The sequence below is a fragment of the Nonomuraea rubra genome (assembly GCF_014207985.1).
In the GTDB taxonomy this organism is placed as follows: Bacteria; Actinomycetota; Actinomycetes; order Streptosporangiales; family Streptosporangiaceae; genus Nonomuraea; species Nonomuraea rubra.
Window position 1 is genome coordinate 10,442,160 of sequence record NZ_JACHMI010000001.1, and the last position, 16,138, is coordinate 10,458,297.

General features: G+C 70.0%; 16 protein-coding genes. 9 read left to right on the forward strand and 7 right to left on the reverse strand.

What is annotated here, in order from left to right; translation table 11 throughout:
- The first annotated feature begins 314 nt into the window (after positions 1-314).
- The 7 genes from HD593_RS47505 to HD593_RS47535 all read left to right on the forward strand — a co-directional run bounded on the left by HD593_RS47505 (position 315) and on the right by HD593_RS47535 (position 6,595).
- Positions 315-1,301, forward strand: coding sequence for an ABC transporter substrate-binding protein (locus HD593_RS47505; protein WP_246547114.1), 987 nt, complete (start codon positions 315-317; stop codon positions 1,299-1,301).
- The gene (locus tag HD593_RS47510) at positions 1,298-2,074 is read left to right on the forward strand and encodes an ABC transporter permease (RefSeq protein WP_185109470.1); all 777 of its coding nucleotides are present in this window, start codon (positions 1,298-1,300) and stop codon (positions 2,072-2,074) included. The genes HD593_RS47505 and HD593_RS47510 overlap by 4 nt, the downstream gene beginning before the upstream one ends.
- Entirely contained in the window at positions 2,071-2,874 is an 804-nt protein-coding gene (locus HD593_RS47515; RefSeq protein ID WP_185109471.1) for an ABC transporter permease, read from the forward strand. Before HD593_RS47510 ends, HD593_RS47515 begins: the two co-directional genes overlap by 4 nt.
- 15 nt (positions 2,875-2,889) lie before the next feature.
- Positions 2,890-3,894, forward strand: coding sequence for a methyltransferase (locus tag HD593_RS47520; protein ID WP_185109472.1), 1,005 nt, complete (start codon positions 2,890-2,892; stop codon positions 3,892-3,894).
- Between the two features lie 78 nt (positions 3,895-3,972).
- Entirely contained in the window at positions 3,973-4,926 is a 954-nt protein-coding gene (locus HD593_RS47525; protein ID WP_185109473.1) for an ABC transporter substrate-binding protein, read from the forward strand.
- Positions 4,923-5,807: an ABC transporter permease gene (locus tag HD593_RS47530; protein WP_185109474.1), complete on the forward strand. Its 885-nt coding sequence runs from the start codon at positions 4,923-4,925 to the stop codon at positions 5,805-5,807. Before HD593_RS47525 ends, HD593_RS47530 begins: the two co-directional genes overlap by 4 nt.
- Positions 5,804-6,595, forward strand: a complete 792-nt coding sequence (locus tag HD593_RS47535) for an ABC transporter permease (protein ID WP_312904252.1) — start codon at positions 5,804-5,806, stop codon at positions 6,593-6,595. The genes HD593_RS47530 and HD593_RS47535 overlap by 4 nt, the downstream gene beginning before the upstream one ends.
- Positions 6,596-6,598: 3 nt before the next feature.
- Here HD593_RS47535 and HD593_RS47540 read toward each other — a convergent pair whose 3' ends face one another.
- The 7 genes from HD593_RS47540 to HD593_RS47570 all read right to left on the reverse strand — a co-directional run bounded on the left by HD593_RS47540 (position 6,599) and on the right by HD593_RS47570 (position 13,684).
- The gene (locus HD593_RS47540; protein WP_185109475.1) at positions 6,599-7,570 is read right to left on the reverse strand and encodes a nitrilase-related carbon-nitrogen hydrolase; all 972 of its coding nucleotides are present in this window, start codon (positions 7,568-7,570) and stop codon (positions 6,599-6,601) included.
- On the reverse strand, positions 7,567-8,004 hold the full coding sequence (locus tag HD593_RS47545; RefSeq protein ID WP_185109476.1) for a DUF3598 family protein: 438 nt from the start codon (positions 8,002-8,004) through the stop codon (positions 7,567-7,569). The genes HD593_RS47540 and HD593_RS47545 overlap by 4 nt, the downstream gene beginning before the upstream one ends.
- A gap of 4 nt (positions 8,005-8,008) precedes the next feature.
- Positions 8,009-9,388: an aldehyde dehydrogenase family protein gene (locus HD593_RS47550; protein WP_185109477.1), complete on the reverse strand. Its 1,380-nt coding sequence runs from the start codon at positions 9,386-9,388 to the stop codon at positions 8,009-8,011.
- A gap of 88 nt (positions 9,389-9,476) precedes the next feature.
- Positions 9,477-10,064 carry a GTP-binding protein gene (locus HD593_RS47555; RefSeq protein ID WP_148435115.1) on the reverse strand — a complete coding sequence of 196 codons (588 nt, stop codon included), beginning with the start codon at positions 10,062-10,064 and terminating at the stop codon, positions 9,477-9,479.
- Positions 10,045-10,464 carry a DUF742 domain-containing protein gene (locus HD593_RS47560; protein WP_372513467.1) on the reverse strand — a complete coding sequence of 140 codons (420 nt, stop codon included), beginning with the start codon at positions 10,462-10,464 and terminating at the stop codon, positions 10,045-10,047. The genes HD593_RS47555 and HD593_RS47560 overlap by 20 nt, the downstream gene beginning before the upstream one ends.
- Positions 10,464-10,886 (reverse strand): roadblock/LC7 domain-containing protein, encoded by a 423-nt coding sequence (locus tag HD593_RS47565; protein WP_080042345.1) that lies wholly within the window; start codon positions 10,884-10,886, stop codon positions 10,464-10,466. Before HD593_RS47565 ends, HD593_RS47560 begins: the two co-directional genes overlap by 1 nt.
- A complete protein-coding gene (locus tag HD593_RS47570; RefSeq protein ID WP_185109478.1) occupies positions 10,883-13,684 on the reverse strand; it encodes a sensor histidine kinase in 2,802 nt (933 codons plus the stop codon). Before HD593_RS47570 ends, HD593_RS47565 begins: the two co-directional genes overlap by 4 nt.
- A 621-nt stretch (positions 13,685-14,305) precedes the next feature.
- Here HD593_RS47570 and HD593_RS47575 point away from each other — a divergent pair.
- Positions 14,306-15,316, forward strand: a complete 1,011-nt coding sequence (locus HD593_RS47575) for an ABC transporter substrate-binding protein (protein ID WP_185109479.1) — start codon at positions 14,306-14,308, stop codon at positions 15,314-15,316.
- The gene (locus tag HD593_RS47580) at positions 15,313-16,128 is read left to right on the forward strand and encodes an ABC transporter permease (protein ID WP_185109480.1); all 816 of its coding nucleotides are present in this window, start codon (positions 15,313-15,315) and stop codon (positions 16,126-16,128) included. The genes HD593_RS47575 and HD593_RS47580 overlap by 4 nt, the downstream gene beginning before the upstream one ends.
- Positions 16,129-16,138: the final 10 nt, after the last annotated feature.

Consider the following 16,138-nt stretch of genomic DNA (forward strand, 5'->3'; position numbering starts at 1 on the left):
TTCGAGGCCCAATTTGAGCACAAACCTCATACTTAGGCCAACGTCTCGACGGTTTTCAACCGTTCCAACTCACACATTGTTCACGTGGCAAACCCGTGGACACGGAGCGCAACCAGCGCGTCAATCCGGACATACAGCCATCAAACACCCCTTATAGCGCTATTTACATCTATAGCGGTGCACAGTCATATTTTGCAGATAAACGGCATAAACGTGGCATAGCGCTCCCGTTCGGATCTCCCCTCCGGTACGCTTCACGCCCGGCATCCTGTGCCGATCTCCAGAAGACTTCCCCCTGGTAGGAGAACCCCCCGATGACACGCAAACTGCGCTGTCACGCCATTGTTCTCGGCGTCACAGTCGCTCTCACCCTTGCCGGTTGCGGCAGCTCCGGCACCCCGGAGACCTCCGCCAACAGCAACGGCTTGGAGAAAACCACCATCACGGTCGGGGCGCTCCCCATTCCGGACCCGGTATCCCTGTACATCGCGAACGCCAAGGGCTTCTTCAAGGAAGAGGGCCTGACGGTCACCCCGAAGATCATCACCGGTGGTGCCGCGGCCATTCCGGCGATCGAGAACGGCTCGCTCGACATCTCTCAGACCAACTACGTCTCGACGTTCCTGGCGGTCAGCCAGGGCAAGAAGATCAAGCTGGTCGCGGACATGTACCAGGCCGCCCCGAACACCTTCAACATCATGGTTCCGAAGGACTCGCCGATCAAGACGGTGGCGGACCTCAAGGGCAAGACCGTCCTGGTCAACAACCTCAAGAACATCGCCACGCTCGCGACGACCTCGCAGCTCAAGGTGGCCGGCCTCGCGGAGACCGACGTCAAGTTCGTCGAGAAGCCGTTCCCCGAGATGGGCAACGCGATCGTCAGCGGCCAGGCCGACGCGGGCTGGATCACCGAGCCGTTCATCACGGCGAACCAGAGCCAGCACGGCTTCCGCAAGCTGGCCGACACGATGACCGGGCAGACCGCCGACCTGCCCATCGCCGGGTGGATGGCCACCGAGGAGTGGGCCTCGAAGTACCCGAAGACGCTGGCCGCCTTCCAGCGGGCCATCGCCAAGGCTCAGCAGCTCGCCTCCAGCGACCGCAAGGAGATCGAGGCCATGCTGCCGAAGTACACGAAGATCGACGCCAAGACGGCCTCGGTGATCACGCTGGGCGCGTACCCCAGTGAGCTCAACGCCAACCGCCTGCAGAAGGTCGCCGACCTCATGCTCGAGTACGGCTACCTGGAGAACCCGATCGACGTGAAGTCGGTCATCGCAGCCCCCGCCGCAAGCGGATGACCGGTGCTCGACTGCTCCGCGGCGCCATCGGCGCCGCGGGGTTCCTCGTGGTGGCAGAGCTGGTCATCCGCTTCGGCGTCAGCGGCCGGCTCGACTTCCCCGCCCCCTCGGCCATCCTGCTCGAAGCCGTGCGCCTGCCGGCCGACCCCGAGTTCATGGCCGGTGTCGGCACGACCCTCACGAACTGGGTGTTCGGCCTGCTCATCGCGACCCTCATCGCCGTGCCGGTGGGCGTGCTGCTCGGCGCGCTGAGCCCGCTGGAGCGGGCGGTCCGGCCGCTGCTCGAGTTCATGCGGCCGATCCCCTCGGTGGCGATCATCCCGCTGGCGATCCTGCTGATCCCGGTGGACGAGCTGATGAAGATCTCGGTCATCGTGTACGCCTCGGTCTGGCCGATCCTCATCAACACCCTGTACGGCATGCACGACGTCGACCCTCTCGCCAAGGAGTCGCTGCGCAGCTTCGGCTTCGGCCCGCTGGCCGTGCTGACCAGGGTGAGCCTGCCCAGCGCCGCCCCGTTCGTGGCGACGGGCGTCAGGATCGCCGCGGGCATCGCGCTCGTCCTGGCGGTCAGCGCCGAGCTGCTGGCCGGCGGCTTCAACGGGATCGGCGTCTTCGTGACGGTCGCGGGCAGCGGCAACCGTACGGACCTCATGATGGCGGCCACGTTCTGGGCCGGCGTCATCGGCGTGCTCGCCAACGTGCTGCTGATGGCCGGCGAGCGCCGCCTCTTCCACTGGCACCGGATGCGGACGGGGGCCACGGAATCGTGAAGAACCTCCCCAGATTCCTGGTGATCCCCGCCGTGCTCCTCGTGTGGGAGCTGGTCACGCGGGCGATCGGGGATCCCGATTTCCCGCCGCCCACGACGATCGTCGCCCGCATGTACGAGCTGTGGTTCTCCGGCCCTGTCAGCCGGGTGTTCCTCACCGACGACGCGATCGCCAACATCCTGCCGAGCCTCGGGCGCATGTTCGGCGGCTGGGTCCTGGCGGCGCTGATCGGGATCCTGGCGGGCATGCTGCTCGGGCGCTCGCGCGCGGCGACCGACTTCGTGGACCCGCTGATCGAGTTCGGCCGCGCGCTCCCGCCGCCGCTGCTGATCCCGGTGTTCCTCGTGGTCATGGCCGGGCTGTCGAGCGAGACCGTGAGCGGCGTGCTGATCACCCAGCTCGCGACGATCGTGTTCGGCGTGATCTGGCCGGTGCTGCTCAACTCCATCGACGGCGTCAGGGCCGTGGATCGCACCTACACGGAGACGGCGACGGTCTTCAACCTGTCCAAGCCGCAGTACGTGCGCGTGGTGCTGCTCCCCGCCGCCTCGCCGAAGATCTTCGCCGGGCTGCGGCTGAGCCTGTCGCTGGCGTTGATCATGATGGTGATCAGCGAGCTGCTCGGCGGCTCCGACGGCATCGGGTACCAGCTCCTGCAGGCCCAGCGCAGCTTCGACGGCGCGGGGGTGTGGGCGGCGATCGCGCTGCTCGGCATCCTCGGCTACGTCGTGAACTCCCTGTTCGTGCTGGCCGAACGGCGCGTGCTCGTCTGGCACCGCCAGGCCACCCGCAACCCGTGATCCCTGGAAGGACACATGCCGCATTCCGATGACCTCTTATGGGGAGCCGTAGGAGACATCTCCCGTTTCGCGGCCCTGCTGACGATGGCGGAGCTGGGCCTGGCCGACCACCTCGCCCAGGGGCCGCTGGACAGCGCCGAGCTGGCCGGGCGCTGCGGCGCGCACGCCCCCTCGCTGCGCAGGGTCCTGCGCGAGCTGGCGAGCATGGGCCTGGTACGGGTGGCCGGGCCCGACGCGTACGACCTCACGGAGAAGGGCACGCCGCTGCGCTCGGACGTGCCCGACTCGGTCCGCTCGTCGATCCGCATGCTCGGCGAGGAGAGCTTCTGGTACGCCATGGGCATGCTGCCCGCCACCGTCCGCGAGGGCGGCTCGGCGTTCATGAAGCGCTACGGCCCCCTGTACGACCACCTCGCCGCGAACCCGGACGTGAGCCGGATGTTCGACGACTACATGACCGCCAGGGCCATCCCCCTCACGGAGGGCCTGGTCAAGCGGTACGACTTCCCCGCCGCCGCGACCATGGTGGACGTGGCGGGCGGCAAGGGCCACATCCTGGCCACCGTCCTGCACGCCAACCCGCAGATGCGTGGTGTCCTGTTCGATCTGGAGTACGTGACGCGGCACGCCAGGCAGACGCTGGAGGCCGAGGGCCTGGCCGGGCGGGCGCAGGTCGTCCCGGGCGACATGTTCGCGGGTGTCCCGGCGGGCGGTGACGTCTATTTGCTGGCCAGTGTCCTGCACAACTGGGACGATGACGATGCGGTCAGGATTCTGCGTAACGTCCGCGAGGCAATGAACGACGAAGGGCGCGTCCTCATCCTCGAGGTGGTGCTCCCCGACAGTGAGGAGCCGCACCTCGGCAAGGACATTGACATGCGGATGCTGGCGATCTTCAATGGCGGCACCGAGCGCAGCCGCGAGCAGTACGCCGCCGTGCTCGGCCACGCGGGGCTGGTTCTCACCGACGTCGTCGAACTCGGGTCGGGCGCTCACCTCATCGAGGCCAGGCGCCGCTGACCGCTTCCCAGCCTCCGCCGGACCACCGGACTCAGAAAGGCAGTGGCGATGCAACTGACCAGGATCGTAGTCGCGGGTATGGCAGTGGCGCTGGCGCTCAGCGCGTGCGGAGGCGGAGGAGAGGGACAGACCGGCGCGACCGGTGCCGCGTCCTCAGGCGGGCTGGAGAAGACCCAGCTCCTGGTGGGCGTGGTGCCGGTCCCCTCCTCGGCGTCGCTGTTCATCGCGGAGAAGCGGGGCTTCTTCAAGGAAGAGGGCCTGACGGTCAAGACCGAGATCATCCAGGCGCCGACGGCGGTCATGCCGAAGATCGTTAACGGCAGCATGGACGCGTTCATGACGAGTTACGTGGTGCTCATGACCATCAACGACTCGGGCGCGGCCAAGCTCAAGCTGTTCCAGCACACCATGGGCGGCGCCCCGAACGTCTCAGGCGTGGTCGTCGCCAAGGGCTCGCCGATCAAGACGGTCGCCGACCTGAAGGGCAAGACGGTCGGGGTCAACGTGCTGAAGGCGCTGGGGCAGACGGTGACCAACGCCCACCTCCAGGAGGCCGGCGTCAAGCCGGAGGAGGTCAAGTTCGTCCCCGTGCCGTTCGCCGACCAGCTCGGCGCGCTGTCCACGGGCAAGGTGGACGCGGCGTGGCTGGTGGAGCCGTTCCTGAGCGCGGCGAAGAAGAGCGGTTCGACCCAGATCGTCGACACCACGAGCGGCGTCACCGAGGGCGTGCCGATCGACGGGTGGGGCGTCACCGAGCAGTGGCTGACCAAGTACCCGAAGACGGCCGCGGCCTTCCACCGGGCGCTGGCCAAGGCCCAGGAGGTCGCCGGGGCCGACCGCAGGGCCATCGACGAGGTCGTGCCGACGTACACGCAGATCCCCGCGGACACGGCGGCGGCGATGACGCTCGGGACGTTCACCATGGAGCCCGACAGGGCCAGCGTGCAGAAGCTGGCCGACCTCATGCACGGCTACGGCTACCTGAAGGCCAAGGTGGACGTGGGCCGGTTGTTCGCGTCGGTCGGCGAATGACCCCTCGGACCGGGCGCGGCGCGATCAGCGCCGGGCCCCGGCGAGGTGTGCTCGGCGCCGGACCCGGGCGCGGTGTGCTCGGCGCCGGACCCGGGCGCGGTGTGCTCGGCGCCGGACCCGGGCGCGGTGTGCTGGGCGTGGTGGGGGTTGTGGGGTTTCTCGCCGCCGCCGAGGTGGCCGGGCGGGCCGGGCTGATCCCCGACTACCTGCCGTACGTGTCGCACGTGCTCGCCACGGCGGCCACGCTGCCGCTGGACGTGCAGTTCAGGACCGACGTGCTGGCCACGCTGGGCCCGTGCCTGCTGGGGCTGGCGATCGCGATCGCGGTGGCCGTGCCCGCGGGGCTGCTGTTCGGGACGGTGCCGTTCATGGAGCGCTCGGCGCGGCCGCTGGTGGAGTTCCTGCGGCCGATCCCGTCGGTGGCGCTGATCCCGCTGGCGGTGTTCCTGTTCCCGGAAGGGCACGACGCCAAGACCGCGCTGGTCGTCTACACCTGCTCGTGGCCGCTGCTCATCAACACGATGTACGGCCTGAGCGACGTCGATCCGCTGGCCAAGGAGACGCTGCGCAGCTTCGGCTTCGGCCCGCTGGCGGTGGCGCTGCGGGTGAGCCTGCCGAGCGCGGCGCCGTTCATCGCGACCGGGGTGCGGATCGCGGTGGCGGTCACCCTGATCGTGGCCGTGAGCGTGGAGCTGCTGGCGCCCGGCGGCGGCGGGATCGGGGCGTTCCAGTCGCTGGCGGGCAGCGCCAACCGGCTGGACCGGGTGCTGGCGGCCACGGTGTGGGCCGGCGTGCTCGGGCTGGCGGCGAACCTGCTGTTCACGGCGGGTGAGCGGCGGCTGTTCCGGTGGCACCACGCGCGGACGGGGGAGGGCACGTGAGCGTCGTGCGCCGGGTGGCGTGGTACTGGCTGCTGCCGGTGGCGGTGGCGGCCTGGGAGTTCGTGACGCGGGCCCTGGAGGCGACGTACTTCCCGCCGCCGTCGCAGATCGTGGCGCGGCTGCACGAGCTGTGGTTCTCCGGGCCGGCGTCGCGGGTGTTCCTCACCGACGAGGCGGTGGCCGACCTGCTGCCGAGCCTGTCCAGGCTGTTCGCCGGGTGGGCGATCGCGTGCGCCGCGGGAGTGCTGTTCGGGGTCGTGCTCGGCCGCTCGTCGTGGCTGTCCGGGCTGGTGGAGCCGCTGGTGCACTTCGGCCGCTCGGTCCCGCCCGCGGCGCTGCTGCCGGTGTTCCTGGTGCTGTTCAAGGTGGGCACGCCGATGCAGCTCGCCTCGATCGTGTACGGCGTCGTCTGGCCCGTACTGATCAACAGCATGGACGGCGCCCGCCACGTGGACCGGCAGTACATCGAGACGGGCGCGGTCTACCGGCTGAGCTCCTGGCAGCGGCTCACCAGGATCATCCTGCCCGCCGCCGCCCCGAAGATCTTCGCCGGGCTGCGGCTGAGCGTGTCGCTGGCGCTGATCATGATGGTGATCTCCGAGCTGGTGGGCAGCAGCGAGGGGATCGGGCACCGCATGCTGGAGGCGCAGAGCCAGTTCGACATCCCGGCCATGTGGGCGGGGATCGTGCTGCTCGGCCTGCTCGGCATCGGGCTCAACGCGGCGTTCCTGGGAGTGGAGCGGGTGGTGCTGGGCTGGCACACGAGCGCGCGCACCGGCGACGCCTGACGCTCAGCCGTGCAACCGGGCGATGGCCTCCAGCTGCCTCGCCCGGAGCTCCGCCCGATCGGGCACGCCTTTCGCGGGCCGTTCGACGTCGTGCCTGGCGTACTCCTCCGCCCACAGCCCGGTCTTGACCCGGCTGAGCAGGTTGGCCAGGCCGGGCCGCAGCCGGGCCCTGCGCAGCGCGGCGAGGTCCAGCTCGGCCGCGGCGACCAGCGTCTCCCCCGGCCCGGCCTGCGCGAGCACCCGCCCCTGGGGATCGATCACCTCGGAGCCGCCGTTGGTGGAGTCGCCGGGGATCGCGATGCCGGTCAGGCCGCCGCTGTTGGCCGACACCACGTAGGCCAGGTTCTCCACCGCGCGGGCGCGGCGGGCGACGGCCTTGGGGGTGAGCTGCGGGGACGACGCCTCGGAGGTGGGGTTGCAGAGCACCTCGGCACCGCGCAACGCCAGCGCGCGGGCCAGCTCCGGCACCAGGATCTCCTCGGAGGCGACCACGGCGAGGTTCCCCAGCTCGGTACGGGCCACCGGGAGCACGCCGTCGATGCCGTAGATCTCCAGGTAACGCTCCCACACGTCGTACGGCGTGGGCGAGAACAGCGAGTGCAGCCTGCGGTAACGCAGCACGGCCTCGCCCGCTGGGGAGAGGATCACCGTGGCCTGGAAGAACAGGTCGGGGAAGTGCTCGTCCCGCTCGTAGGCGTTGACGCACAGGAACACGTCGTGGTCGGCGGCGACGGCGCCGAGCGCGCGGTACTCGGGGCCGCCGGGGTCGAGCGCCGCCCGGTCCCGCCACTGCGCGGGGCTCTCCCGCATGGGGAAGCCGGTCAGCACGTACTCGGGCAGCACGACCAGGCGCAGCTCGGGCCCCAGCCATGCCTTCGAGCCGCCCACCCGGGTGGCGATCCGGTCGATCGCGGCCCCGATCCCGGCTCCGACACGGGTCTCCATCTGCAGGGCCAGCGCGGTGTACGCGGTCATCCGGCCCGCCGCTCGTCGATCAGCGTCCGCCGTACGCACACCCCGTCGCGCAGCCACTGCCAGACCCGGCTGCGGGAGCACCCGTCCTCGCTCAGCACGATCAGCTCGAACAGGCGCAGGTCCTGCCCCTTGAACTGCCAGGTCAGGTAGATGGTGCTGGCGTCCAGCTCCCAGAACTCGCCCTTGAGCCGCTCGGTGTCGAAGCCGCACCGGCCGCCGCCGAGGTAGGTGCCGGGGAACTCGTGCACCTCCGTGCGGCCGTCGTCCCAGGTGTAGCGGTTGGTCTGGTGGTAGACGGCGTCGTCGCGGATCTCGCACGTCATCCGTACCCGGTGGCGGTCGAGCAGCTCGCCGGCGGGGCCGAGGTGGCGGTACTCGCCCTCCCATTCGCCCTCGTGCCGGGCCAGCAGCGGCATCTCCGCGCGCAGTCCCATCCGGTTACTCCTTCGTGCTGTGCCACCAGGGGTCGGCGGCGTCGGATCGGTTGACCAGGAAGGCGCGGCGGCGCAGGAAGCGGCCGATGGAGGCGGGGCCCATGCGGGAGCCGCCCAGGCCCGACAGGCGGAAGGAGTTCTTCTCGCCCTCGTGCACGAGCGCGGTCAGCCCGGCGTCGTTGATGCTCACCGCGCCGGCCTGGAGGCGGGCGGCGACGGCGCGGGCCTGCTCCTCGTCGGCCGCGAAGACGGCGGCCGACAGACCGTACACCGAGTCGTTGGCCAGCGCGACCGCCTCGCCGGGCCCGGACACCGCCATGACCGGCAGCACCGGGCCGAACGTCTCCTCCGTCATGACGAGCATGCCGTGATCGACGCCGGACAGCACGGTCGGGCGGCACCAGTGGCCGCCGCCGTGGCGCTCGATGCCGCCGCCGGTGTGCACGGTCGCGCCCTTGGCCACGGCGTCGGCGAGGTGGGCGGCGATCACGTCCTCCTGGCCCGGCTTGATGAGCGGGCCGATCGGGCCGCCCTCGCAGGTCAGGCCGACCTGGCGGGCCTCGGCCACGAGCCGGTCGAGGAACTCGTCGTGCACCTCGCGGGCCACGTAGACCCGTTCGATGGACTGGCAGGACTGCCCGGCGTTCGCGGTGCCGCCCCACAGGACGGCGGACGCGGCGCGGCCGAGGTCGGCCCCGGCCAGCACGATCGCCGGGTCCTTGCCGCCCAGCTCCAGGAACGCCGGCACGAACGCGCGGGCCGCCGCCTGCGCCACCTGCCGTCCCGTCTCGACGCTGCCGGTGAACACGACGGCGTCCACCAGGTCCACCAGCGCGGCGCCCGTGGCCCCGTCGCCCTCGACCACGCTCAGCGGCAGGTCGGCGGGGACGAGCCGCATCAGCGGCTCGATGAAGCGGGGCGTCACCTCGCTCGGCTTGACCAGCACCGTGCACCCGGCGGCCAGCGCGGGAACGGCGTCGATGAGGCCCAGCAGGAGCGGGAGGTTCCACGGGGTGATCATCCCGGCCAGCTCGTACGGCACCACGTCGCCCGCCACGAACACCCCGGGCAGGGAGGCCGGACGTTCGGCGGGCGGGGCGAGCAGCGCGGGCGCCTGGCGTACCCAGCGGTCGATGAGCGCGGCCACGAGCCGGCGTTCCAGCAGCGACTCCCCCACCCTGCCCGTGTCGGCCACCAGGGCGGAGAGCAGGGCGTCGTCATCGGCCAGCGCGGCCCCGAAGCGGGCCAGGACCGCTCCTCGATCGGCGTTCTGCCAGGCGGGGGCCCGCTCGCGCAGCCCGGCCGCGACGGCGGCCAGCCGATCGGGCGGGATCGGAGCGAGCGGTCTGTCGGATTGCCCGGTGATCGGGTTCCTCACGTTCATGCGGTGCGGGCTCCTGCGATGCTCGGCGGGAGCCATTGTGATCATGTGATCGGCCCCGCGTCAACGCACCCGGGGCTCGCCACGGGGGTCAGCCGCCCCAGCCGGGGACCGCCATCCGTACCGTCAGCGCGTGCTCGACCAGCTGGATCAGCGCGTTCTTGACCGAGTCCTTCTTGCGGGCGTCCAGGCGGACCATCGGGATGTGCGGCGCCAGCGTCAACGCGTCGCGCACCTCGGAGTCGCTGTGCGGATACTGACCGTCCCAGCCGTTGATGCCCACCACGAACGGCAGCTGCGCCTCCTCGAAGTAGTCGATGGCGGGGAAACTGTCGGCGAGACGACGGGTGTCGACCAGCACGACCGCGCCGATGGCACCGCGGACCAGGTCGTCCCACATGAACCAGAACCGGTGCTGCCCGGGGGTGCCGAACAGGTACAGGATCAGGTCACGGTCCAGGGAGACCCGGCCGAAGTCCATGGCGACGGTCGTGGTCGACTTCAGCGGTGTCATGCCGAGGTCGTCGATCCCGGCGGAGGCGTCCGTCATGACGGCCTCCGTCGTCAACGGCATGATCTCCGACACCGCTCCCACGAACGTCGTCTTGCCCACCCCGAAACCTCCAGCCACCACGATCTTCGTCGAGGTGAGGCCGGGGCTAGAGCCTGCGAAGTCCACTGAGCACCCTTTCGAGCAGATTTACGTCCGGCCTGCCGGCGTCCAGCTGTGGCTGATGCACGCGGACCAGACCTTCGGCGGCCATGTCAGCGATCAGCACCCGCACCACGCCGAGCGGGATCCGCAGCAGGGCCGACACCTCTGCCACGGACCGGACCTGCCGGCACAGTTGGCTGATCGCCTGGTACTCCGGCGTGATGTGGGAGAACTCCCGCTGCTCGGCGGTCGCCGAGGACACCAGGGCCTCCATCGCCAGCTTGACCCGCGGTGCCGTCCGTCCACCTGTCACCGCGTACGGGCGGACGGGCGATGCGGGGTCGGGATTCAGCTGCGACTGGGACTGGGGTTGAGGCGGAGGGGCCCAACCGCCGCTGTTCCATCTCGGGTCTGTCACGTACATCACCTGGTCTGGCTGGCACGCAGCTCGGCGCGCACAGCCGGAGTCAGCACCTGACCGGCGCGATCGACCATCAGCGTCATCTGATACGCCACCAGACCCATGTCACAGTCCGGCGCCGCCAGCACCGCCAAGCACGAACCATCACTGATCGACATGATCAACATCAGACCGCGCTGCATCTCCACGATCGTCTGATTGACCGCACCACCCTCGAACACCCTGGCCGCACCCTGCGTCAGGCTCACCAGACCCGACGCGATCGCCGCGAGCTGATCCGCCCGATCAGCCGGAAAACCCGCCGAAGCCGCCAGCGGCAGCCCGTCGGACGAGACGACCACCGCGTGCGCCACGCCGGGGACCGTGCTGACGAAGTCCGTGATCAGCCAGTCGACGCCGCGTGCCGCGTGGCTGAGGTCGTTCATACGCCGCCCTCCTCTCTCTCACTCTGTTTCTGGCCGGAAGGCGGGAGCGCCCTGCCCTCGCTGATGTCGTCGCGGGCCGCCCTGAAGCCCTGCTGGAAGCTGGACAGCCGGTTGCGCACCCGGTCGGGGGAGACCGAGGGCAGCGGCATCACCCCTTGCGGGGAGGCGGAGGCGTCGGCCGAGCCGGGCACCAGGTTGGCCTTGGGCACCCGTTTGGGCAGGCCCGCCGCCGTCGCGCCGTCACGTACCGGTTCCACCACTGCCTCCGCCGCGCTCCAGCCCGCGTCCGACTTCGAGGAGCCCCAGCTCGCGCCGTTCGCGTCGCGGCCGAACCAGGCCGACTCCACGGCGGCGAAGATCGGCAGGTAGTCGTCGCCGGCGGACGCGGGCGGTGCCGCCGGCATGGGGCTGGCGCCTGGCTCGGACCCGGTGTCCTGGAAGTCGAACCCGGGTCGCTGCGGCGGGTTGGTGTCCTGGCTCCAGCCGCCTGGCGGCGGCGCGGGGACGGGTCGCTTGGGCAGGCCGCGCTCGCCGTTCCAGGCCGGGCCGCGGGGCGGGCTCCAGACGTCGCCGCTCTGGAAGCCGCTGCGCGGCTCGGGCGGCCAGGCGGACGGATCCGGCTGCCAGGGCGAGCCCGCGCTCCCCCAGTTGCCGCCGGCCTCCGGGTTCGACGGGAACGACGGGTGTCCCGGGCCCATCTGGAAAGTCTGCTGCGGCCAGTCGGTGGCCGGTGGGGCGGGATGCGGCCCCGAGTACGGCTCGCCGCCCGGCCCGCCGGGACCACCCGCCGCCGCGCCCGCGAAGGCCGGCGGCTGATCGCCGAACGACGAAGGCTGGTCACCGGAGAAGGACGGGGGCTGGTTCTCGGAGAAGGACGGGGGCTGGTTGCCGGAGAACGACGGCATCCCGGCGAAGTTCGGGGCCTGGGAGCCCAGCATGTTCTCCGGGATCAGCACCATCGCGGTCAGCCCGCCTGAGGCGTGCGGGCGGAGCTGGACGCGGATGCCGTGCCGGTGCGCCAGCCTGGCGACCACGAACAGGCCCATGCGCCGCGAGACGGACACGTCCACGCTGGGCGCCTCCATCAGGCGCTCGTTGGCCTGGACCAGCTCCTCCTGCGTCATGCCGATGCCGGAGTCGGTGATCGACAGCATCACCCCGCCGCCGTCGATCCGGCTGCCGGACACCGTCACCCTGGTCTCGCGCGGGGAGAACGACAGCGCGTTCTCGACCAGCTCGGCGAGCAGGTGGATGACGTCGTTGACGGCCTGCCCCGCCACCGACACCCCGTCGGGGACCTGGAGCACGACCCGCTCGTAGCTCTCGACCTCCGACAGCGACGCCCTGGCCACGTCGACCAGCTTGACCGGCTGGCTCCAGCGGCGCGGCGGGTCCTGGCCGGCCAGGACCAGCAGGTTCTCGCTGTTGCGGCGCATGCGGGTGGCCAGGTGGTCCAGCTTGAACAGGTTGCCCAGCCGCTGCTCGTCCTGCTCGCCCTGCTCCAGGCCGTCGATCAGGGTGATCTGCCGCTCCACCAGCGTCTGGCTGCGCCGCGACAGGTTCACGAACATCGCGTTGACGTTGGAGCGCAGCCTGGACTCCTCGCCGGCCAGGCGGACCGCCTCGCGGTGGACCTCGTCGAAGGCCCGCGCCACCTCGCCGATCTCGTCGTGAGTGTCCACGCCTATCGGCACGACCGGGCCGACCGTGCCGTCACCGCTCTCGCGGAGCTGCTGCACGGTCTCCGGCAGGCGCTGCCCGGCGATGTCGAGCGCCTCGCGGCGCAGCCGGCGCAGCGGCCTGATGAGCGAGCGGGCGATGAGCGAGATGATCGCGATCACCACGATCAGCAGGATCAGGATGAGCACGCCGGAGATCAGCGCCGAGCGGTTGGCGGCCTCCTCCAGGGCGCGGGCGCGCAGGATGACGGAGGAGGACAGCTCCTTCTCCACGGTCCGCAGCGCGTCGATCTTGCCGGTGCTGACCTCGAACCAGGTGGCCACGTCCCGGTCCGGCCGTACGCCGATGCTCAGCTCCTTGCCCTCGGCCGACTGCGCCATGGCGCGCAGCCGGAACAGGTCGGTCTGGTCGACGTCCCTGCCCACGACGGTGTTGCGGTAGAGCTCGAGCTGGTCGAGGTCGGCCAGGACGCCGAACAGCGTCTCCTCGCTCTCCTCGCGCGACTTGGCGTCGGTGAGCGCGTCGAGCTCGCCGCTGTCGAACCCCCGCTTGTCCAGCGCGCTGGCCAGGATGCCGCGCTGCTTGGAGGCCTGCTCCTTGGCCCGCGAGATGGCGGCCATGGCGCTGGCGCTGTCGGCCACCTGGTCGTCCACCGCCACCTGGCCGACCTGGTCGTGGAACTGCAGCAGCCGCGCGATGATCTGCGAGTACTTCTGGATCATCGGCAGCGGCTGGATCTTGCCGTTGACGGCCGTCTCGCGCAGCGTCGGGATCTCCTCCAGCCGGCGCAGCACCGGCCGTACGGCCTCGGCGTGGGTCTCGCTGAGCGCGAGCGCGCGCTGCTTGGCGTCCTCGATGAGGTTGTTCACCTGGCTGTGGGTGGTGCCGAGCTGCCCCTCGCGGTCTTTCGGCCGCCCCTGGGCGATGAAGAGCGCGGTCTCGTCACGTTCGAAGGACAGCTCGTGCGTGACGGCTCCGAGCTGCTCGCTGAGCTCGGCGACCTCTCTGAGGGTCTGGTACGTGTTGGCGTCACTGAGTGAGGTGACGACGTTCAGCCCGCCCAGGCCCACGGCGACGGCCGTCGGAACGACGATCAGCGCGATGAGGCGCGACCGCACGTGCCAGTTGCCCAATCCGAATCGCTTTGAAGGCGGATTGGGCAGCCGTCGCTTCTGATGGCCGTGCGGCTCGCGGTCAGCGGAAGCTTCAGCGCTCTGCGTTCTCACTTGCCTTCGCAACCTCTCGCCCTTGAGGGAATTCTCGGTGACATGCGGGGTTTCACGTCGGGCAATTGCGTCCATCGAGATAAGCGCCATTTGAGCACACGGGTCGACCAGGGCCAACCACTATTAGTGCCCCGATGAGGTGTTTATCCCTAGATGTCCAGAAAATCCGACAGAATCGGTAAGTGGCCTTCTACCAGGGGAAATGCGGCAACAACTGATCGTTCCGCGGGCCCCATCCTGACTCGCAGAAAAGATCGAATGGTCTGCCACTCCAGCAACCGATGTCCCCCGAGTCACCCCCTTTCCCAAACCGGACAAACACCAGCTTTCTTGCAGGTCGTCAAATTTTCACGATATAGCGGCAAACGGACATTGCAACCACAAGTGATATCTTCGCGATAATGACCACCCATTTGGTGCTACGGTCAATCCCTGTTGTGCGTCAGGCACACAGCCCCCGGGAGCAGAAGCCACCCGGTCCCCCCCTGGCTCCACCCGAAGGGAGTCCCTGACATGAGGCTTGGCCGTTCCGCCAGAGCCGCCATCATCGGGTTCGCTTTGACGCTCGGCGCCGCGGCGTGCAGCACGGGCACCGAAACGACCGCCAGCGCGCCGCCCTCCGCCGCCGCCGCCGGCGCAGGCGCCGGTCTGGAGAAGACGAAGCTCAAGATCGCAACCCTGCCCGCCATCGACAGTGCCGCCATCTACGTCGCCATCGACCAGGGGTTGTTCGAGCAGGAGGGCCTGGACGTCACCCCCGAGGTCGTCCAGGCGGCTCCCGAGGCCATCCCCATGATGGTGAAGGGCGAGATCGACGCCATGTTCGGCAACTACGTGTCGATGTTCGCCGCCCATGACAAGCAGGCGCTGAGACTGCGCATCCTGGCCGAGGGCTCTCGCGCGGCCCCCGACTCGCTGAGCATCATGGCCCTGCCCGACTCCCCCATCAAGACGCCGAAGGACCTGGAAGGCAAGACGATCAACGTCAACGTCCTGCACAACTTCCAGGAGCTGGCGCTCACCCAGGTCCTCAAGGCCAACAACGTCGATCCGGCCACCATCAAGTACGTCCAGGTGACGTTCCAGAACATCATGCCCTCGTGGAAGGGCGGCCAGATCGACGCCGCCTACCTGGGCGAGCCCATGGTCACCGCCGCCACCTCCAGCATGGGCGCCCGCAAGATCCTCGACCCGGCCTCCGGCCCCGCCGCCGAGTTCCCCATCTCCGGCTACGTCAGCACGCAGGAGTGGTACGACAAGAACCCGAAGACGGCGGCCGCCTTCCAGCGGGCCATCCACAACGCGGCCAAGCTCATGGAGAACAACCGCGAGGTGGTGGCCAAGGTGCTGCCCAACTTCACGCAGATCGACGCCGCCACCGCGGCCACCGTGGTCTTCCCGTACTTCTCCAGCAGCGACAACCCGGTCCGCCTCCAGCGGGTGGCCGACTGGATGTGGGAAGCCAAGTGGCTGACGAAGGAGATCGACGTCAAGTCCCTCATGTCGCCCACCACGTCCGGGTGAGCGCTCAGACCCTGTCCCGTCCCCGCCCGGCGTCCTCCGCATCCCGCTGGTACCGCCGGGCGGCCGGGGCTCTCGCCTTCGCCGTCCTCATCGAGCTGGCCAGCAGGACCGGGCTGGCAGACCCCGAGTTCCTGCCGCCCGCCTCCGAGATCGTCTGGCGGGCCGGCGCGCTGCTGCTCGATCCCGGCTTCGGCGCGCACGCCCTGACCAGCCTGCTCGCCTGGGCGATCGGGTTGTGCGTGGCGGCCCTGCTGGCCGTGCCGCTCGGCCTGCTGCTCGGCAGCGTGCCGATCATCGACGCGGCCATGCGCTCGGTCGTGGAGTTCCTGCGGCCGATCCCCTCCGTGGCGCTGATCCCGCTGGTCGCCCTGGTGATCGGCACGGGGCTGCAGCACCGGATCGCGCTGGTGGTCTACGCCTCGCTGTGGCCCATCCTCTACAACACGATGTACGGCCTGCGCGGCGTCGACCCCCTGGCCAAGGAGTCGCTGCGCGCCTACGGCTTCGGCCCCCTGTCGGTGCTGCTGCGCGTCTCGCTGCCGTCGTCGGCGCCCTTCATCACCACCGGCATCCGGCTGGCCGCCGGCGTGGCGCTCATCCTGACCGTCAGCACGGAGATCGTGGCCGGTCGCGGCGAGGGCGTCGGCGTGTTCATCTTCTTCGCCGGCATCGCCGTGCCCGCGCGCATGACCGACATCCTGGCCGGGGTGTTCTGGGTCGGCATGTTCGGCGTCGTGGTGAACGCGCTGCTGGTGGCCGCCGAGCGGCGGGCGTTCCGCTGGCACCACGCGCAGCTGGGAGAGCGCTCATGAGGAGGCGGGG